The sequence below is a fragment of the Clostridiales bacterium genome, from assembly GCA_017569285.1.
Taxonomy (GTDB): Bacteria; Bacillota; Clostridia; order Christensenellales; family Aristaeellaceae; genus Aristaeella.
Genome location: CP069419.1, coordinates 2799537 through 2815207 on the forward strand (window position 1 = coordinate 2799537; position 15671 = coordinate 2815207).

14 protein-coding genes are annotated in these 15671 nt (G+C 57.6%); 11 read left to right on the forward strand and 3 right to left on the reverse strand.

All coding sequences use genetic code 11. The features are described from left to right. Positions 1-23: 23 nt before the first annotated feature. Positions 24-1514 carry a sugar transferase gene (locus tag JNO48_12385; GenBank protein ID QTE67971.1) on the forward strand — a complete coding sequence of 497 codons (1491 nt, stop codon included), beginning with the start codon at positions 24-26 and terminating at the stop codon, positions 1512-1514. A 204-nt stretch (positions 1515-1718) separates the two neighbouring features. Then, a complete protein-coding gene (locus tag JNO48_12390) occupies positions 1719-1886 on the forward strand; it encodes a hypothetical protein (protein QTE67972.1) in 168 nt (55 codons plus the stop codon). A gap of 18 nt (positions 1887-1904) precedes the next feature. Here JNO48_12390 and JNO48_12395 read toward each other — a convergent pair whose 3' ends face one another. Both JNO48_12395 and JNO48_12400 read right to left on the reverse strand, forming a co-directional pair. Next, a complete protein-coding gene (locus tag JNO48_12395) occupies positions 1905-2408 on the reverse strand; it encodes a 3-isopropylmalate dehydratase small subunit (GenBank protein QTE67973.1) in 504 nt (167 codons plus the stop codon). A gap of 18 nt (positions 2409-2426) precedes the next feature. After that, positions 2427-3689, reverse strand: a complete 1263-nt coding sequence (locus JNO48_12400; protein ID QTE67974.1) for a 3-isopropylmalate dehydratase large subunit — start codon at positions 3687-3689, stop codon at positions 2427-2429. Positions 3690-3900: 211 nt separating this feature from the next. On the opposite strand from JNO48_12400, the gene JNO48_12405 reads away from it, so the two are divergent. From JNO48_12405 to JNO48_12420, 4 genes are all read left to right on the forward strand, one after another. Then, positions 3901-4554, forward strand: a complete 654-nt coding sequence (locus JNO48_12405; protein QTE67975.1) for a GntR family transcriptional regulator — start codon at positions 3901-3903, stop codon at positions 4552-4554. Between the two features lie 68 nt (positions 4555-4622). Continuing rightward, positions 4623-5591 (forward strand): GNAT family N-acetyltransferase, encoded by a 969-nt coding sequence (locus JNO48_12410; GenBank protein ID QTE67976.1) that lies wholly within the window; start codon positions 4623-4625, stop codon positions 5589-5591. 198 nt (positions 5592-5789) lie between these two features. Continuing rightward, entirely contained in the window at positions 5790-6536 is a 747-nt protein-coding gene (locus JNO48_12415; GenBank protein QTE67977.1) for a ParB N-terminal domain-containing protein, read from the forward strand. A gap of 18 nt (positions 6537-6554) precedes the next feature. Further along, positions 6555-7073, forward strand: coding sequence for a hypothetical protein (locus tag JNO48_12420; GenBank protein ID QTE67978.1), 519 nt, complete (start codon positions 6555-6557; stop codon positions 7071-7073). A 60-nt stretch (positions 7074-7133) separates the two neighbouring features. Here the strand turns inward: JNO48_12420 and JNO48_12425 are convergent, their stop codons facing one another. Next, positions 7134-8165, reverse strand: a complete 1032-nt coding sequence (locus JNO48_12425; protein ID QTE67979.1) for a LacI family DNA-binding transcriptional regulator — start codon at positions 8163-8165, stop codon at positions 7134-7136. A gap of 302 nt (positions 8166-8467) precedes the next feature. Here JNO48_12425 and JNO48_12430 point away from each other — a divergent pair, with 302 nt between their 5' ends. From JNO48_12430 to JNO48_12450, 5 genes are all read left to right on the forward strand, one after another. After that, positions 8468-9433 carry a sugar ABC transporter permease gene (locus JNO48_12430; GenBank protein ID QTE67980.1) on the forward strand — a complete coding sequence of 322 codons (966 nt, stop codon included), beginning with the start codon at positions 8468-8470 and terminating at the stop codon, positions 9431-9433. Positions 9434-9483: 50 nt separating this feature from the next. After that, positions 9484-10365, forward strand: a complete 882-nt coding sequence (locus JNO48_12435) for a carbohydrate ABC transporter permease (protein ID QTE69766.1) — start codon at positions 9484-9486, stop codon at positions 10363-10365. 38 nt (positions 10366-10403) lie between these two features. Then, entirely contained in the window at positions 10404-12143 is a 1740-nt protein-coding gene (locus JNO48_12440; GenBank protein ID QTE67981.1) for a hypothetical protein, read from the forward strand. 21 nt (positions 12144-12164) lie between these two features. Then, entirely contained in the window at positions 12165-14027 is a 1863-nt protein-coding gene (locus JNO48_12445; protein QTE67982.1) for a hypothetical protein, read from the forward strand. A 64-nt stretch (positions 14028-14091) separates the two neighbouring features. Continuing rightward, a complete protein-coding gene (locus tag JNO48_12450) occupies positions 14092-15669 on the forward strand; it encodes a hypothetical protein (protein QTE67983.1) in 1578 nt (525 codons plus the stop codon). Positions 15670-15671 lie beyond the last annotated feature (2 nt).

Below are 15671 nucleotides of genomic sequence, written 5' to 3' on the forward strand. Positions count from 1 at the left end.
ATCACGGAAAGCAAGGTGGAAGCATGTACAAACGAAGGGTACGCGGATGGTCTCAGCATATCGATTTTATGCTTCTGGACATCCTCTGCGCTTTTGCCAGTCTCCTGGCCGCATTCCTGATTGTTGAAAAAGGCGGAGTGCTGAACTCCCTCTTCTTCTGGTGGCTGGCCTTGGAAACCGCGCTGGTGAATACGGTTGTGATGATCGTCATGGACACTTATCACAGTGTGCTGCATCATTCACCGTGGGATGAGATGGTCCGCCTCCTGGGCCAGACGGGGAATGTGGTTTTCATCCTGGTGGTCCTCCGGCTGCTGGATCAGTCCGCGGAAGCCGACCTGCCAAAGATTGCGCTGCATGCCGTACCGCTGTACCTGGTGTCCTGCTATATCATGCGCCAGGTATACAAGAGCTTCCTGAAGAAAAAACACCATATCCATAACCGGCATTCCATGCTGATCGCACTGGAAGTATCCCAGATTCCGACGGTTATCCCGCGGATCCTCCGTTCGAATTACGGGATCTACCGGTTCTCCGGTATCGCAATCATGGGAACCAATACTTCCGAAGAGCAGGTGCGGCACGCACTGAACCAGGTACGGGAGGAGTATCCGGAGGTGGACACGATTCCGGTTGTGGCCACAGCGGATACCCTGGAGCAGTACCTGACCAACAACTGGGTGGATGAAGTGTACCTGGACGTGCCTCCCAAAACCGACATGCCCGTGGAACTGATCAACAGCCTGATGCGTATGGGCATCACTATCCATACCGCCCTGACATCCCTGGATGATATTGAATCCCGGCACAAGAACGTGGAATGGATATGCGGGCACCTGACCATTACCACATCCCTGGGATACATCACCGGCCGAGACCTGTTCCTGAAACGGCTCATGGATATTGCGGGCGGACTGATCGGTTCCCTGATCACCGTGCTCCTGATTCCGCCGGTGGGGCTGGCGATCCTGCTGTCGGATCCGGGACCGATCTTTTTCACCCAGACCCGGATCGGGGAGAACGGGAAGAAGTTCCAGATGTATAAGTTCCGCAGTATGTATATGGACGCGGAAGAACGGAAGAAGCAGGTGGCGCAGGAGAATGGCCAGGAAGACTACCTCATGTTCAAGATGGAACATGATCCGCGAATTATCGGAAAGAGACAAGGCCCTGATGGAAAATGGAAGAAGGGTGTCGGCGGATGGATCCGCGACCTGTCCCTGGATGAGTTTCCCCAGTTTTTCAATGTCCTGAAGGGGGATATGTCCCTGGTCGGCACCCGCCCGCCCACGGTGGATGAATGGCATCGGTACGAGCCCTATCACCGGTCCAGGATGTCCACGCGGCCGGGAATCACAGGGCTCTGGCAGGTCAGCGGCCGCAGCAATATCCGTGACTTTGATACCGTGGTCCGGATGGACCGGGAATACATCGAGAACTGGTCCCTCAAACAGGACATCCATATCCTGTTCAAAACCGTATGGGTTGTGTTCAGGCGGAATGGGACGATGTAATCTTCCAGCAAATGAGTCAGGCGGACTGTATATCCGGAATCCTGCAGGCGGCTTGTTTTCCGGATGTAAAGAAACCCTGCAGCTTCAATGGCTGCAGGGTTTCTTTCTTGACAATGAATTACTGAATCATTCTGGCTGTTATATCCTGTAAGTGCGATTCATTCCCGGCTGCTTGTTTTCACGGTTTCTGACGGAATGGTATAGATGCATTTACGGATTGGCAGACAACAATGTGAACGGGACATTACGATTTGCAGGAATACTACTGTCGGCACGCCGGAAAACGTATGCCATGTTATCTGCGAAGGCGGACACCGCTTCTACGCCGCGGACGCCTGGCCGGTTTTTGATGAAGTGACCGGATGGAGATAAGATAATAAAGACAACAGATCAGTTCTTGCCGAACCGCGCCCGCATCATGGGCTTGATTCCGCCTGCTTCCAGGATTTTCATGGCCTGGTCTCCCAGCTGCTCACAGGGAAGCACTTCGCCGGTTTCATGGACGGTGACCGTACCGGCCTCCAGGTCCAGCGTGAGGGTCTGCCCGTCCTGCACATGCCGGCTGATGCCTTTGCAGATGACGGGAAGCAGCCCCAGGTTGACAGCATTGCGGAAGAAAATGCGGGCAAAGGAGTCCGCCAGCACGGCGGAGGCTCCCATATTCAGGAGGGCAATCGGTGCATGCTCCCGGCTGGAGCCGCAGCCGAAATTGCGCCCGGCCACCACGATTCCGCCCCGGGGAAAATTGGGGGCGATCTCTTCGCTGACCCCGCACAGGCAATGACTGCCGATTTCCTTTGGATCGGTAATGGCAAGGAAACGGCCGGGATAGATCTGATCGGTGTCGATGTTGTCGCCCACCACGATGATTTTGCCGGTGATCCTGGTATTCATATTCGCTTCCTCCTTCTGTCAGTCAAGGTAAGGCCGGGGATCCGTGATGACGCCGTTCAGCAGGCTGGCCGCCACAGTGGCCGGGCTGGCCAGGTACATGAGCGCTTCGGTGGATCCCATGCGCCCGGGGAAATTGCGGTTGGTGCTGGTGATGCATACTTCACCGGGGGCCAGGATTCCTTCATGGGCGCCCAGGCATGCCCCGCAGCCGGGCGTTGTGATGGTGGCGCCCGCATCCATCAGGTCCTGGATATACCCCTTTGCCAGGCATTCCTGCATCACATCCCGGGAAGCGGGAACGATGATGAGCCGGGTATAGGCCGGAATATGCTTTCCCTTCAGGATTTTCGCGGCAACGGCGATATCCTCGGTGCGGCCGCCGGTGCAGGAACCGATATAGCCCTGGTCCAGCTTTACAGGACCGTTTGCCGTCACTTCGGAGAGGGGATGCACATTTTCCACGCTGCTGGGGCAGGCCAGCTCCGGCTCCAGGGCGGACACATCAAAGACATATGTTTCAGCATATTGGTATCCCGGATCGGTGTACTGGACCTCATAGGGCCGTACCGCCCGCCTGGAAACATAGTCCAGCACATCCTGGTTGGGCTGCATATAAGCCGTCTTGGCGCCCATTTCCACTGCCATATTGCAGATGGTCATGCGGCCGGCGACGTTGAGGCCTTCCACATAGCTGCCGGTAAAGTCAATTGCCTTGTATACCGCGCCGTCCGCCCGGATCCGGCCCAGTACCGCCAGGACCACGTCCTTGGGGTACACGCCCCGAGGCGCTTCTCCTTCCAGGCGCACTTCGATGATTTCCGGGACCCGGAACCACAGCTCACCCGTCATCAGGATGGTTGCCATGTCCGTGGCGCCGCAGCCCGTGCCCATGGCGCCGAAAGCACCGTGGGTGGTGGTGTGGCTGTCCGTGGCGACCACGATCATACCCGGATAGATGACCCCCGCTTCCGGCATCACCTGGTGGCAGACGCCGCAGTTGGTATCAAAGTGGTATTTCAGGTTGTTCTTCCGGGCAAACTCCCGCATTTCCCTGTGATTGGATGCGCTCTTAATGTCCGGGCAGGGAGCGTAATGGTCAAAGACGAAGGCGCAGCGGGTATTGTCCCACACTTTTTCGCCGCCCATCTCGTAGAAAGAGTACACCGTCTGCAGGTACAGGTCATTGATTTCGGCAAAGTCCACCCGGGCGGTTACGATCTCCCCGGTACGCACTTCGGTGCGCCCGCTGTTCCGGGCCAGGATCTTTTCGATGGCGTGCATAATAAGCCTTCCTCCTTGCTGTGTCGTTCAGAAAACGTATATTGAATATCGTATACGATATTCAATCTGAAACCAAAATACCATAACATCCGGAAAGATGCAAGCCTTTTTTGGAAATGAGGTTTTTTTCGTGCCCGGCCTTCCGGATTGTTTTTTCATTTTCAATCCGATATAATATGATGTATACGATATACAAAAAGCGGGTGATCATTTGGAAACACTGGAACTGCTGCCGATCCGGGTCCGGATTACTTCCATATTACGTAAAGCAATTTATGCCGGTGAATACAGGAGCGGGGATGAACTGAGCCTCACGGACGTTGCCGCACAATTGGGGGTCAGCCGCACGCCGGTCCGGGAAGCCTTTCAGGAGCTGGAGAGTGAAGGGCTCATTACCCTGCGGATGAACAAGGGAGCGATTGTCAACACCATCAACCGGAAGTTTGTCCGGGACATTTTTGAGATGCGCATTCTCCTGGAATCGGAAGCGGCCCGGAAGGCTGCCGAAAACGGAATGGAGGATGAAAAGACCGGCGGGCTGCTGGACAGGCTCCATTCCCTGCAGGACCATTTTGAGGGACTGGACGTTTCCGAATATGTGTCGCTCAACCAGGCCATTCATCAATCCATCTGGCAGGCGGCAGACAATCATCAGCTGACGAATTACCTGCTGGAGCTGTGGAACGGTCCCAGTGTGGGGAACGGGAAGAACGCGGCGGAACACCATTACAGGCAGTCAACGGTTGAACATATCGAAATCCTGCAGGCCATCCGGGACGGCCGGCAGGAGGAAGCCCGAAGGGCCATGGTCCGGCATATTTCCAGAAGCATGGAGAATATGCTGGAGCATTACGCGGAGGAATAAGCGGAAAGGACTGCGTGCCGGATGCCTTCCTGTACCATGGGGTTACAGGAGACTGAAGGGAGAAGAAAATGGACAGACAGGTGACAGCGGGCGGAAAGACATATCAGATTATCCGGCTGCTTGGACATGGAAAAGGCGGATACTCCTGGCTGGCGGAATGTGAAGGACAGCAGGCGGTAGTGAAACAGATCCACCATGAGCCGTGTGACTACTACACCTTCGGCAACAAGATCGAAGCGGAGCAGCGGGATTATGAACGCCTGCGGACGGCCGGTATCCGGATTCCGGGAATGCTGGCTGTCGACCCGGAGGCCGAACGAATTGTGAAGGAGTATATCGAAGGCCCGACTGTTTTTGACCTGGTAAAGGACGGCGCGCCTGCAGAGCCATATCTTGCGCAGGTGCGTGAAATGGCGGCGCAGGCAAAGAATGCCGGCCTGAACATCGACTATTTTCCCACCAATTTTGTGGTGCGGGACGGGCTGATCTGGTATGTGGATTATGAATGCAATGAATATATGGACGAATGGAACTTTGAGAACTGGGGGATCCGCTACTGGAGCCGGACACCGGAATTTGAGGCATATCTGAAAGAACACAAACCTGCGGTCATGATCCGGGAGGAACGGGTTACGGCGGAGGAATATATCGATTTCCTCCGGCGGACCGACCTGGGTTCCCAGTACCCGAAGGAACGGTTTGAAGAGCGCATCGCACGGCTGGTACAGACCGTATCCATCAGCCTGACCGCCCGGAATGAGCAGGGCCTGCTGGTGGGCGTGCTGTTCGGGCTGACGGATTTTGCCTACTGGCTGTATATCACCGACCTGGGAGTGGACCGGGAGTATACCCACCGGGGAATCGGCCGGCGCCTGATGAAGACCGCCCATGAGCTGGCCGGCGGGGAAAAGGACATCGCGGTGTACCTGATCGCCAATGAGGACGCTGTGCCTTTCTATGAAAAATGCGGCCTGAAAAGGGCCGATGACGTCATGAAGTACAACCATATTGAATGGACGGAATTTACGGTGACCTGAAGCGGCACCATGATGATTTCCCGGAGACCGGCAGAGGACCGGCCTCCGTTTTTTCTGCCGGCGCAGTCCGGTACTGTCCGGATATCCGTCCGGAAACAGGAAAAGGCGCCCTCTGTGTCAAAAACAGTTACAGGCAAACGCGGTATATCTTCCCGGTCCGGGACGGTATATGATTCTTTGCGGAAGGAGGGCGAAACCATGGGTTACCGAAACGCACAGGAGATTTTTCCGGAAAACCTCCTGAAACAGATCCAGCGGTATGTATCGGGCGAAACGATCTATATTCCGGCCCGGGACGAACGAAAGGCCTGGGGCGAAACATCCGGATACCAGCGCTATATCCGGGAGCGGAATGAAGAGATCCGCGCCTCATTCGCTGTCGGGGACACCATTGAGGCCCTGATGGACCGGTATTCGCTCTCCTATGATTCCATCAAACGAATCGTATACAACAGGAGGGAAACCGCAATGCTGAAATACAACGCAACACTTTCGTCCGCGAAGGCGTATGCTGAAGCGGGCAAGCTGGACGCCTGGATTCACCTGTACCTGAATTCGGACGGGCACAATATTCCGTTTTCGGACGGCCTGAAGAAATTCGACCGGCACTATATCAGCCCGGCCCTGTTCCCGGTGAGCCTGTTCACCCGGTGCACCGGCCCGGAGGAGGGAATGAAATACCGGCACGACCCGGAATGGTGGGAATACCGGGTGAAGGAAACGGAAAAGCGCGTGCAGGCGGACGATGACATGCCGCCGCTCATCGTGCACTACGCGGACGGGGAATTCGAACTGAACGACGGAAACCACCGCCACAAGGCGTACGAGAACCTGGGCATCGATAAGGCCTGGGCGGTCATCTGGATTACGGAAGACGCCGAGCTGGAAGACTTTATGGCGAAATACGGCGAATATGTGAAGAACTGCCGGATCATCCGCCGGTAGGAAGGGAAGGAAAAGAAAATGAGACTGTTTATCATCACCGGGACCAGCGGCGCCGGCAAATCCACGATGAAGGATATGCTGGAAAAGATCCTGGACCCGGAAAAGTATGCCTGCATCGATTCGGATGAGACCGGACTGAACTGGTGGGATTACGCGGGGACCGACCATCCGGAGAAGTACGCGGAGGACGGGCTGAACGTGGCGGTGAAGCGCGCGGCGGGAAAGGACCTGGTGTTCATCTCCTGCATGGCGCCCCATGATTACTGGACGAAGGTCAACGTATCCGCGGAGGTGAAAACCACGTATTTCATCGGCATGTGGGCACCGGACGAAACGATCCGGGCGAGGCTGCGCGCACGGCCGGAGGAGCGGGGATTCACTTCCGACGAGGTGATCCGCCCCCACATCGAATACAACCAGTGGATCGGAAAGAACCGCGGCAAGTACCAGCTGTTTATCGACAATGACAGCCAGACGGAGGAAGAGACCGCGGAAATCATCAAAGGATTCATCACCGGGCTGCCGGAGCAGGAATAAACCGAACGGCAAAAACGAAGGCGGGAAGCTGAGCGCTTCCCGCCGTTGTCATTTGGAGGGTTATACGTTCCGGGTGCTTTCCCGCCAGACCGGGGTGGAGCGGACCCGGGACCAGGTGAAGGGAATGGATGGATCCGCGATCCGGAACAGGAGTACATCGGCCGCGATGCGGCCGATTTCCTCGCTGCGGATCTGTACCGTGGTCAGCGGCGGATCGGAAAAGGTGGACTGGTCCGCACCGTCAAAGCCGGTGACCATGACCTCTTCCGGAACCGCGATTTTCCGCTTCTTCAGGGCCCGCAGGAGATGGAACGCCAGGTAATCATTGGCGCAGACGAAGGCATCCGGCAGGGAAGGCATCCGGTCGATGCGGGAGAGCAGCCAGTCGGGATCATCATAGGGGGAGGAATCGGGATCCCGGATGCAGATCTCCTCATCAAAACGGAGTCCGTATTTCCGCAGGGAATCCCGGAAACCGAGATAGCGCTCCCGGAAGGAGACGCAATGGCGGTAATCCCCGACAAACCCGATCTTCCGGGCCCCCGCGTCGATCAGGCGTTTGATGACGATCATGATCGCGGCCAGGTTTTCCATGGTGACATAGTCGCATTCCATCAGGGTGATTCCGGCATCCTCGGGACCGTCCGCCATGACCACCGGAATGCCCAGGTGGCAGATCATGTTGATATAATCCTTGTCAAAAAGCTCGATGCCGACAATTCCGGCGATCTGATCCGGGACAAAATGGGGCGGAAGCCGCCGGGCTTTCAGCTCTTCCGGGGATATTTCGTACATTTTCAGCGTATAGCCGGCCCGGCTGATCTGGTCGGTAAAGGCGGACTTGAAGGCGGAACCGAAATGGAGGCTGCTGGGCATGGACTGCGTCAGGAGCGCAATGTTCCCGGCAGGGACCGGCAGTTCCTGCACCTCATCCACAGGAGTCCCGTAGCCCAGCTCCCGGGCTTTCTGCAGGACCAGGTCCCGGGTGTTCCGCGGAACCGATCCGCGGCCGTTGAACACCTTGGAAACCGTATTCCGGGAAAGCCCGCAGGCATCCGCGATATCCTGCATGGTGATCCGTCTGGACGGCATGGGGATCAACCTCTCTTTTTACATTATGCACAAAATTCTCCTTCCATACTGTAACATGTCTTTTCCAAAAAGACAAGTTTACAAAATGTAAACTTTTAAAGCGTGAGATGTCGAAAAACAGGCAAAAGTATACCGAAAACCGGGTGGTGAAGTAAATAATTTGTATGGGTTGCACAAAATATTGGACATTATGTTGACAAAGTGTAAAAACGCGTGTAAGATAAAGCCAGATCCCGGAAACGGGAATAACGTTTCTTACAACTGAATCCGACGAGCACTGTCAACAGGCGAGGAGGGGAAAAATGCAAGGCGTCAAGTCAATGCCTGCCGTTGCAAAACGGCAGAAAAAGCCGACCGTGGAGTACAGGCTTCGGAATTTCCGGGAGAATTTTCCGTACCTGACCATGATTCTCCCGGCGGTCCTGGTGGTCTTCCTGTTCAACTATCTCCCGATTTACGGCGTGCTGATCGCGTTCCAGGACTTCATGCCCGGGGACAAGATCCTGTCCGACACCACGATCTGGGTCGGCTTTGAGAACTTCACGCGGTTCTTCAGTGATCCGCAGTTTTGGCCGCTGATGAAGAACACCTTCATCCTTTGTATTGTAGGCTTCATCATCGGTTTCCCGCTGCCCATCCTGGTATCCCTGGCGCTGAACGCCCTGAAGCGGAAAAAGGCCGGCAAGGTATTTCAGACCATCTATACCGCCCCCCACTTCATCTCCCTGGTCGTGCTGGTCGGTATGCTGCAGCTGTTCTTCGGACGCTACGGCCTGGTCAACAACATTGCGGCCCACCTGGGCGGGGAACGGGTCTCCTACTTCCTGGAGAGCTCCGCGTTCCGCCCGATGTACATCCTGTCGAGCAACTGGCAGGACTTCGGCTGGAGCGCTGTGATCTACATCGCCGCGCTGAGCAACGTCGACCCGGTGCAGCATGAAGCGGCCATGATCGACGGCGCGAGCCGGTTCCAGCGGGTCCTGCACGTGGACATCCCCGCAATCATGCCGATGATCAGCGTGATGCTGATCATGTCCATCGGCGGACTGATGGGTGTCGGCTATGAAAAGGCCCTGCTGATGCAGACAGACGGCAACCTGGAGGTCAGCGAACTGATCGCAACCTATGTGTATAAGCGCGGTCTGACCGGTGTTCCGGACCAGGCGTACGCGACGGCCATCGGCCTGTTCAACTCCATCATCAACGTCGTCCTGCTGATCATCGCCAACACGACGTCCAAACGGTTCTCCGAGAACTCGCTGTGGTAAGGAGGGGAACGAAGATGACACAGAAAGCACCTGCAATCAAAGTGAAGAATATGGCGCTCAAGGACACCAAGGGCGATAAAGTATTCTTCGCGATCAACGCGTTTTTCCTCGGACTCCTCGCGCTGATCATCCTGTATCCCCTCTACTTTATCGTGATTGCCTCCATCTCGGACCCGGACGCGGTGCTGGGCGGCCAGGTGGTGCTGGCCCCGGTGAACATCACCTTCGAAGGATTTGAGAAGGTGTTCCAGCGGGCCGATATCTGGAGGGGCTACCTCAATACGATCATCTATACGGTGGTCACGGTGATCCTCTCCCTGGTGGTAACCATTCCCGCCGGCTGGGGACTGAGCCGGAAGACCACGCCGGGCAAGAAGTTCTGGATGATCTACTTCATCATCCCGATGTTCTTCGGCGGCGGCCTGATCCCGTTCTACAACGTGATGAGCAGCCTGAAGCTTATCAACTCCGCCTGGTCTGTGATCCTGCCCGCGATCCTGAGCGTGTGGAACCTCTTCATGAGCAAGACGTTCTTCGAATCCTCCATCCCGGAGGGCATGCTGGAAGCGGCCCGGATCGACGGCGCCGGCAAGTACCGGACGTTCTTCTCGATCGTGCTTCCGCTTTCCAAGGCGATCATCGCCGTTATGGCGCTGTATTACGCCGTCGGCCAGTGGAACAGCTACTTCAACGCCATGATCTTCCTGCAGGATGCTGAGAAGTATCCGCTGCAGCTGGTGCTGAAGGAAATCCTGATCGCGAGCGAGAGCACGGTGGGCGGCAGCGGCGAGACGATCCTGCAGCAGTACCGGCTGGCCAACCAGCTGAAGTACGTCTCCGTGATCGTCAGCAGCCTGCCGGTGCTGTGCCTGTACCCGTTCGTCCAGAAGTATTTCGCACAGGGCGTCATGATCGGCTCCCTGAAGGGATAATGACTGCAACCTGCTAATTTGAAGGAGGTAAACAATCCATGAAGCAAATGAAGAAATGGCTGCTGATCCTGCTGGCAATCGCCGCGGCGGTTACGCTGACGGCCTGCAGCGGCGGCGGAAACAACAACACGGCGACTGCCCCCGCGGCGGAAAAGAAGGATACCGCGGCTGCGCCTGCGGCCAGCGGAAATGCGCTGACCGACACCTATGGCTTCCAGTGGAAAGACCCGGCCGCCCCGATCCTGAACGCTGAGGGCGCGAAGAATATCTCCTTCCGGGTATATTCCTCCAAGAACGCCAGCGCGCTGGACTACAACGACATGAAGATCATGAGCGACCTGTTCGCCCAGACCAACGTTCAGGTGAACTGGGAGAACGTTTCCGAATCCGTGTACTCCCAGCAGAAGAACCTGATCTTCGGCAACGCGGACAACCGGCCCGACGCGATCTACCACGCGGGCATGGGCGCCGGCGAAATCATCAAGTACGCCAAGCGCAAGGTGCTGGTTCCGATCAGCGATTACCTCGACTATATGCCGAACTTCTCCAAGCTGCTGAGCGAGCGGCCGGACATCAAGAACCAGCTGCTGAACGTGGAAGACGGCAAAATCTACTCCCTGCCCCGCATCGAGGAAATGGGCCTGCTGCAGAGCCCGAACCTGCTGTTCCTGAACGTCGCGTGGACCAAGGCCGCCATCGAAGCCGGCGCGGTGAGCGACCTGACGGCGGACCAGCTGGTGGACGGCCTTGCGCTGAAGAGCACCCAGCTGGAAGAACTCCTGAAGTACTTCCACGACAATGACATGAACGGCAACGGCAAGACGGATGACGAACGGCCGCTGAGCTTCGTTTACAACAACTGGCAGGGCAACCAGTGCGACCTGTACGGGATGTTCGGCCTGAACGACAACCTGGAGCACCGGGTGATCATCGACGGCAAAGTGACCTACACCATCCAGGACGAGCGCTTCAAGGAAGCGACCAATTTCCTGGCCAAATGGATAGATGCCGGTCTGATCGACAAGGTCAGCTTCGAGCAGAGTCAGGACAACTTCCTGGCCAACGGCAAGGGCATGGAGCTCTACGGCGCCTTCTACTGGTGGGAGAGCGAGACCGTGGTTTCCAACCCGGATAACTACATCGTGTGCAGCCCGCTGATCGGACCGAACGGCGACCAGACCATCTGCGTCTCCAACAACCCCGAAGTCAGCACCGGCGAACTGATCCTGTTCTCCACCTGCAAGTATCCGGAAGTGCTGCTGGCCTACTTTGACCGGTACTACGATCCCATGGTCTCCGCGCAGATCAACTACGGCCCCATCGGCATCGTGTATGAGGAAACGCTGGATGAGAAGGGCATGCTGGTGCAGAAGCCCCTGCCGGAAGGCGTGACCACGGACGAACTGCGGCTGCAGAACGCACCGCTGGGCATCATCTACCTGGGCGAATATGCCTGGAACAACGTGGTGCATATGGAACCCCGCGCCCAGCTGCGCCTGGAACGCCTGCAGAAGTGCGCGAAGCCCTTCGTGCCCGCGAACGTGATCCCGTTCCCGAACCTGCAGTTCACCCTGGAAGAGCTGAACACCCTGAGCAACTATGAAACCAACCTGAACGACTACGTCCGGACCAACCTGATCAAGTGGCTGCTGAAGGGCGGCGTGAGCGATGACGCCTGGACCGCCTTCCAGAACGACCTGAACGGCAAGGTGAACCTGGCCGGCATCCAGAAGGTTTACCAGGATGCCTATGACCGTTACGCAAATGCCAACAAGTAAGACAGGACGGAGGACAAGATTATGAAGAAAAGGATCGGACTGATCATTCTTTCCATGCTGCTGGTATTTGCCCTGGCATCCTGCAGCAACGCTCCCGCTCCGGCTCCCGCGCCCACCGAGGCTCCCGCCCCGGCGGAAAACGCGGCGCCCGTGATCAGTGGCGCGCAGGACCTGACCGTTGCGGCGGGGGATGAAATCGACCTGCTGGCCGGCCTCACCGCCACCGACGCGGAAGACGGCGACCTGACCGGCATGATTGCCATCGATTCCACTCCGGCCCTGGCCATCAAGAACGGCAAAGCCACCCCGGAAAACGCCGGTGATTATGAGCTGGTGTTCTCGGTAACCGACAAGGGCGAAAAGACGGCGGAAGCCTACGCCACCCTGACGGTGACCAAGAAGACAAGCGAGGAAAAGGTTTACAAGGAATTTGACTTCAGCACCGCGGCCGTGACCGACAACCGCGGATGGGAAGCCAAGATCGGCGAAGCGGCCGACGCGACGGCGGAGCTGAAGGAAGGCTCCTACGTCATTACCATCAAGAACCCCGGCAACGGCGACGGCGACGTGCAGCTGGCCAAGGCGGGCTACGCCCTGAAGGCCGCGGATTACAAAATCCTGATCTGGGCCAAGTCCACCAAGAACACCTATGCCCACATCCTCGCCAGGAATGAACAGGCGGAGGGATGGGAAACCTTCGGCGGCGCCTTCAACGTGGTCATCGGACCCGAAGTCGCGCCCCTGGAACTGAACTTTGCCTCTCCCGGCGAGGGAAGCGCGGAGCTGCTGTTCAACCTCGGCAAGATTACGCCGAATCCGGACAACGCGGCGGACACCACGCCGGAAGACTTCGTGGTGACCATCGACAAGATCGAGCTGTTTGAGATCTCCGGTGAAGAGCACGAGGTTCCGACCTACACCGCGGACTTCACGGCCAATGCGGGCGTGAAGGCGGATGCCGGAGACGGCGCGGCGGCCAGCGCGTCCTTCGCGGACGGCAAGGCGGTCGTGACCATCGACAATTATCCCACCGAGGGCGGCGTATGGAGCATCAAGGCCGACATCCTCCTGGGCGACACGAAGATCGAAAAGGGCAAGAAGTACTACTACAGCTTCAAGCTGAAGGCCGCCAACGGCCAGGGCGGTGAAGCCCTGGTGGAAAGCGACGGACGCGGCTGGGAATGCCGCGCGAACTTCAACGGCTTCAGCGCCGGCGCCGGCGAAGAAGCTGTGATCTCCTCCACGTTCACCGCGGAAGCGGACGTGGATGATCCCGTGATCCGCCTGCAGATCGGCAACCCGCCGGAAGGCGCGGCCAACAACACCATCGAGATCAGCGACGTGGTGTTCGGCAATGTGGAAGGCGACAAGGAAACCCAGAAGACCACCGATTCCTTCATGCCCTTCGGCGGAAATACCGCCAACGCGGAAAACCCCGCCACCCCGTGGGCGACCTTCAACGGAACGGATGAAGGCAACGAGCGCGGCGTCGGCGTCATCTGGGCGCAGGACGGCAGCTTCTTCTACCGCATTGACAACGGCGGCACCGTGGACTGGCACAACAAGCTGATCTGCGGTATCGGCGGCAACCCGCTGACCCTGGCCTCCGACAGCTACTACACGGTGGAAATCACCGCAAGGGCAACCCAGCCCGTATCCTGCGGCGTGTTCCTGAACCCGATGGGCGGATGGGATCCCCGGTTCTCCGAGGGCATGGACCTGACCACTGAGTTCCAGACCTTCCGCTTCTCCACCACCGATACCTTCATCACCGATATGGATTTCGAACTGCTGTTCCAGTTTGGTTCGGAAGCCCTGTCCAAGATGGGTGAAGTGACCGTGGAATTCCAGAACTTGACGATCTACCAGATGACCGTCCAGTAACAGGTAACGAACATCGGGGAGGATGGGTTGTCTCATCCTCCCTGCTTTTCGTCAGGAGGTAAACATGAACAAGAAATGGACCGCGCTGCTGTTTGCGCTTGTCCTGGCCTGCGCCGTGCTGGCCGGATGCCAGGGAAACCAGACCGCACAGCCTGCGGCTCCCGCAGCTGCCCCGGAAGCGGCTCCCGCCGCCCCGGCGGACAACGGGGAACCGTTTGCCGTGGTAGACAATGACAAGGATTTTTCAGCCCTGCGGACCCCGGGAAGCCAGGAGGCGGCATATGAGTACGGAATCTTTTTCAGGCCGGCGGTAGACGGAATCAACCAGCCGTATGTCGGCGACACGATGCCCTACTATGAGGACGGGACGTATTACGTCTATTACCTGAAGGAGGGCGGGGATTCCTACAACCACTCCATTTACCTGGCAACCACGAAGGACTTTGTGACCTATACGGAATATGACGATCCCATCCTGGAAAGCAACCGCAGCGGCGGGCAGGACGGATGGATCGGCACCGGATCGGTGGTCAAGGTCCAGGATACCTACTACCTGTTCTACACCGGACACGCCTCTTCCGACGCCTATGAGTACATGGAAAAGGTCATGGTGGCGAAGGGAACCAGCCCGGACAAGTTCGAGAAGGTCGAAGGCTGGGAGATCACCCCGCCGTCTGAGATCGGCCAGAAGCGCGACTTCCGCGACCCGCAGGCCTATTACGACGCGGAAAGCAATACCATCGTGATGACGATCACCGCCTCCCAGGGCGGCATCGCCCGGATCCTGAAGTATACCGTGAGCGCGGACCTGAAGAACGCTGCTTATGACGGAATCATCTTCACGAACAAGGTGGACAACTTCTGGAACCTGGAATGCAGCGACACCTTCAAGCTGGGTGACAAATACTATTTGACTTATTCCGCCCAGGATGATACGCTCTGGTACGCTGTTTCCGACACGCCCTACGGCCCGTACGGGGATGCGAAGCGCCTGGATGCCAAGCTGTTCTATGCCGCGAAGCATGCCGAAGGACCGGAAGGCTCCTTCATGATCGGCTGGGCCCGCCGCAGTGAATCCCCGTCGTCCACGTCGGATGTGTCCGGCTGGGCCGGGAACCTGGCCGTGCAGCAGCTGAAGCAGAAAGAGAACGGCGACCTGGCGCTGGTGCCGGTTTCCTCCATCGAGGCGCAGTTCACCAAGCGCCGCGAGCTGCGGATTCCGGAGGACAAAATCAAGATCCAGGCCGGCGCGCGCTATAACTACACGGATGTTTTCACCGCGTATGAAAGCTTCATGCTGAAGGGCAAATTCTCCTACAGCGGCAAGGGAACCTTCGGGCTCGCGTTTGACTTCAACGGCCAGGACGACAAGCAGAAGACCATCTGCCTGGAGCCGGCCACCCAGACGCTGCAGCTGCTGTTCAACGAGGGCAGCACGAAGATCACCGAGACCGCCGCGGTCCTTGAGGCCGGACGGGAATACAGCTTCACCTACATCCAGGAAGGCTCCGTCGGAATCTTCTGGCTGGAGGACGAAGCCGCCCTGACGGTCCGCGTTTACGGCGCCAGCGGGAAGCCCATCCGCCTGTTTGCGGAAAACAATACCATCGAGTTCACTGAACTGAGGGAATACACGAGGTAAAC

Bases quoted from the DNA above. Each gene is read 5' to 3' on its own strand.
- JNO48_12410 (QTE67976.1), top strand. From the start codon at position 4,623: ATGGACAGACAGGTGACAGCGGGCGGAAAGACATATCAGATTATCCGG.
- JNO48_12425 (QTE67979.1), bottom strand. From the start codon at position 8,165: ATGCCGTCCAGACGGATCACCATGCAGGATATCGCGGATGCCTGCGGG.
- JNO48_12420 (QTE67978.1), top strand. From the start codon at position 6,555: ATGAGACTGTTTATCATCACCGGGACCAGCGGCGCCGGCAAATCCACG.
- JNO48_12440 (QTE67981.1), top strand. From the start codon at position 10,404: ATGAAGCAAATGAAGAAATGGCTGCTGATCCTGCTGGCAATCGCCGCG.
- JNO48_12385 (QTE67971.1), top strand. From the start codon at position 24: ATGTACAAACGAAGGGTACGCGGATGGTCTCAGCATATCGATTTTATG.
- JNO48_12395 (QTE67973.1), bottom strand. From the start codon at position 2,408: ATGAATACCAGGATCACCGGCAAAATCATCGTGGTGGGCGACAACATC.
- JNO48_12400 (QTE67974.1), bottom strand. From the start codon at position 3,689: ATGCACGCCATCGAAAAGATCCTGGCCCGGAACAGCGGGCGCACCGAA.
- JNO48_12445 (QTE67982.1), top strand. From the start codon at position 12,165: ATGAAGAAAAGGATCGGACTGATCATTCTTTCCATGCTGCTGGTATTT.
- JNO48_12415 (QTE67977.1), top strand. From the start codon at position 5,790: ATGGGTTACCGAAACGCACAGGAGATTTTTCCGGAAAACCTCCTGAAA.
- JNO48_12435 (QTE69766.1), top strand. From the start codon at position 9,484: ATGGCGCTCAAGGACACCAAGGGCGATAAAGTATTCTTCGCGATCAAC.
- JNO48_12430 (QTE67980.1), top strand. From the start codon at position 8,468: ATGCAAGGCGTCAAGTCAATGCCTGCCGTTGCAAAACGGCAGAAAAAG.
- JNO48_12450 (QTE67983.1), top strand. From the start codon at position 14,092: ATGAACAAGAAATGGACCGCGCTGCTGTTTGCGCTTGTCCTGGCCTGC.
- JNO48_12390 (QTE67972.1), top strand. From the start codon at position 1,719: ATGCATTTACGGATTGGCAGACAACAATGTGAACGGGACATTACGATT.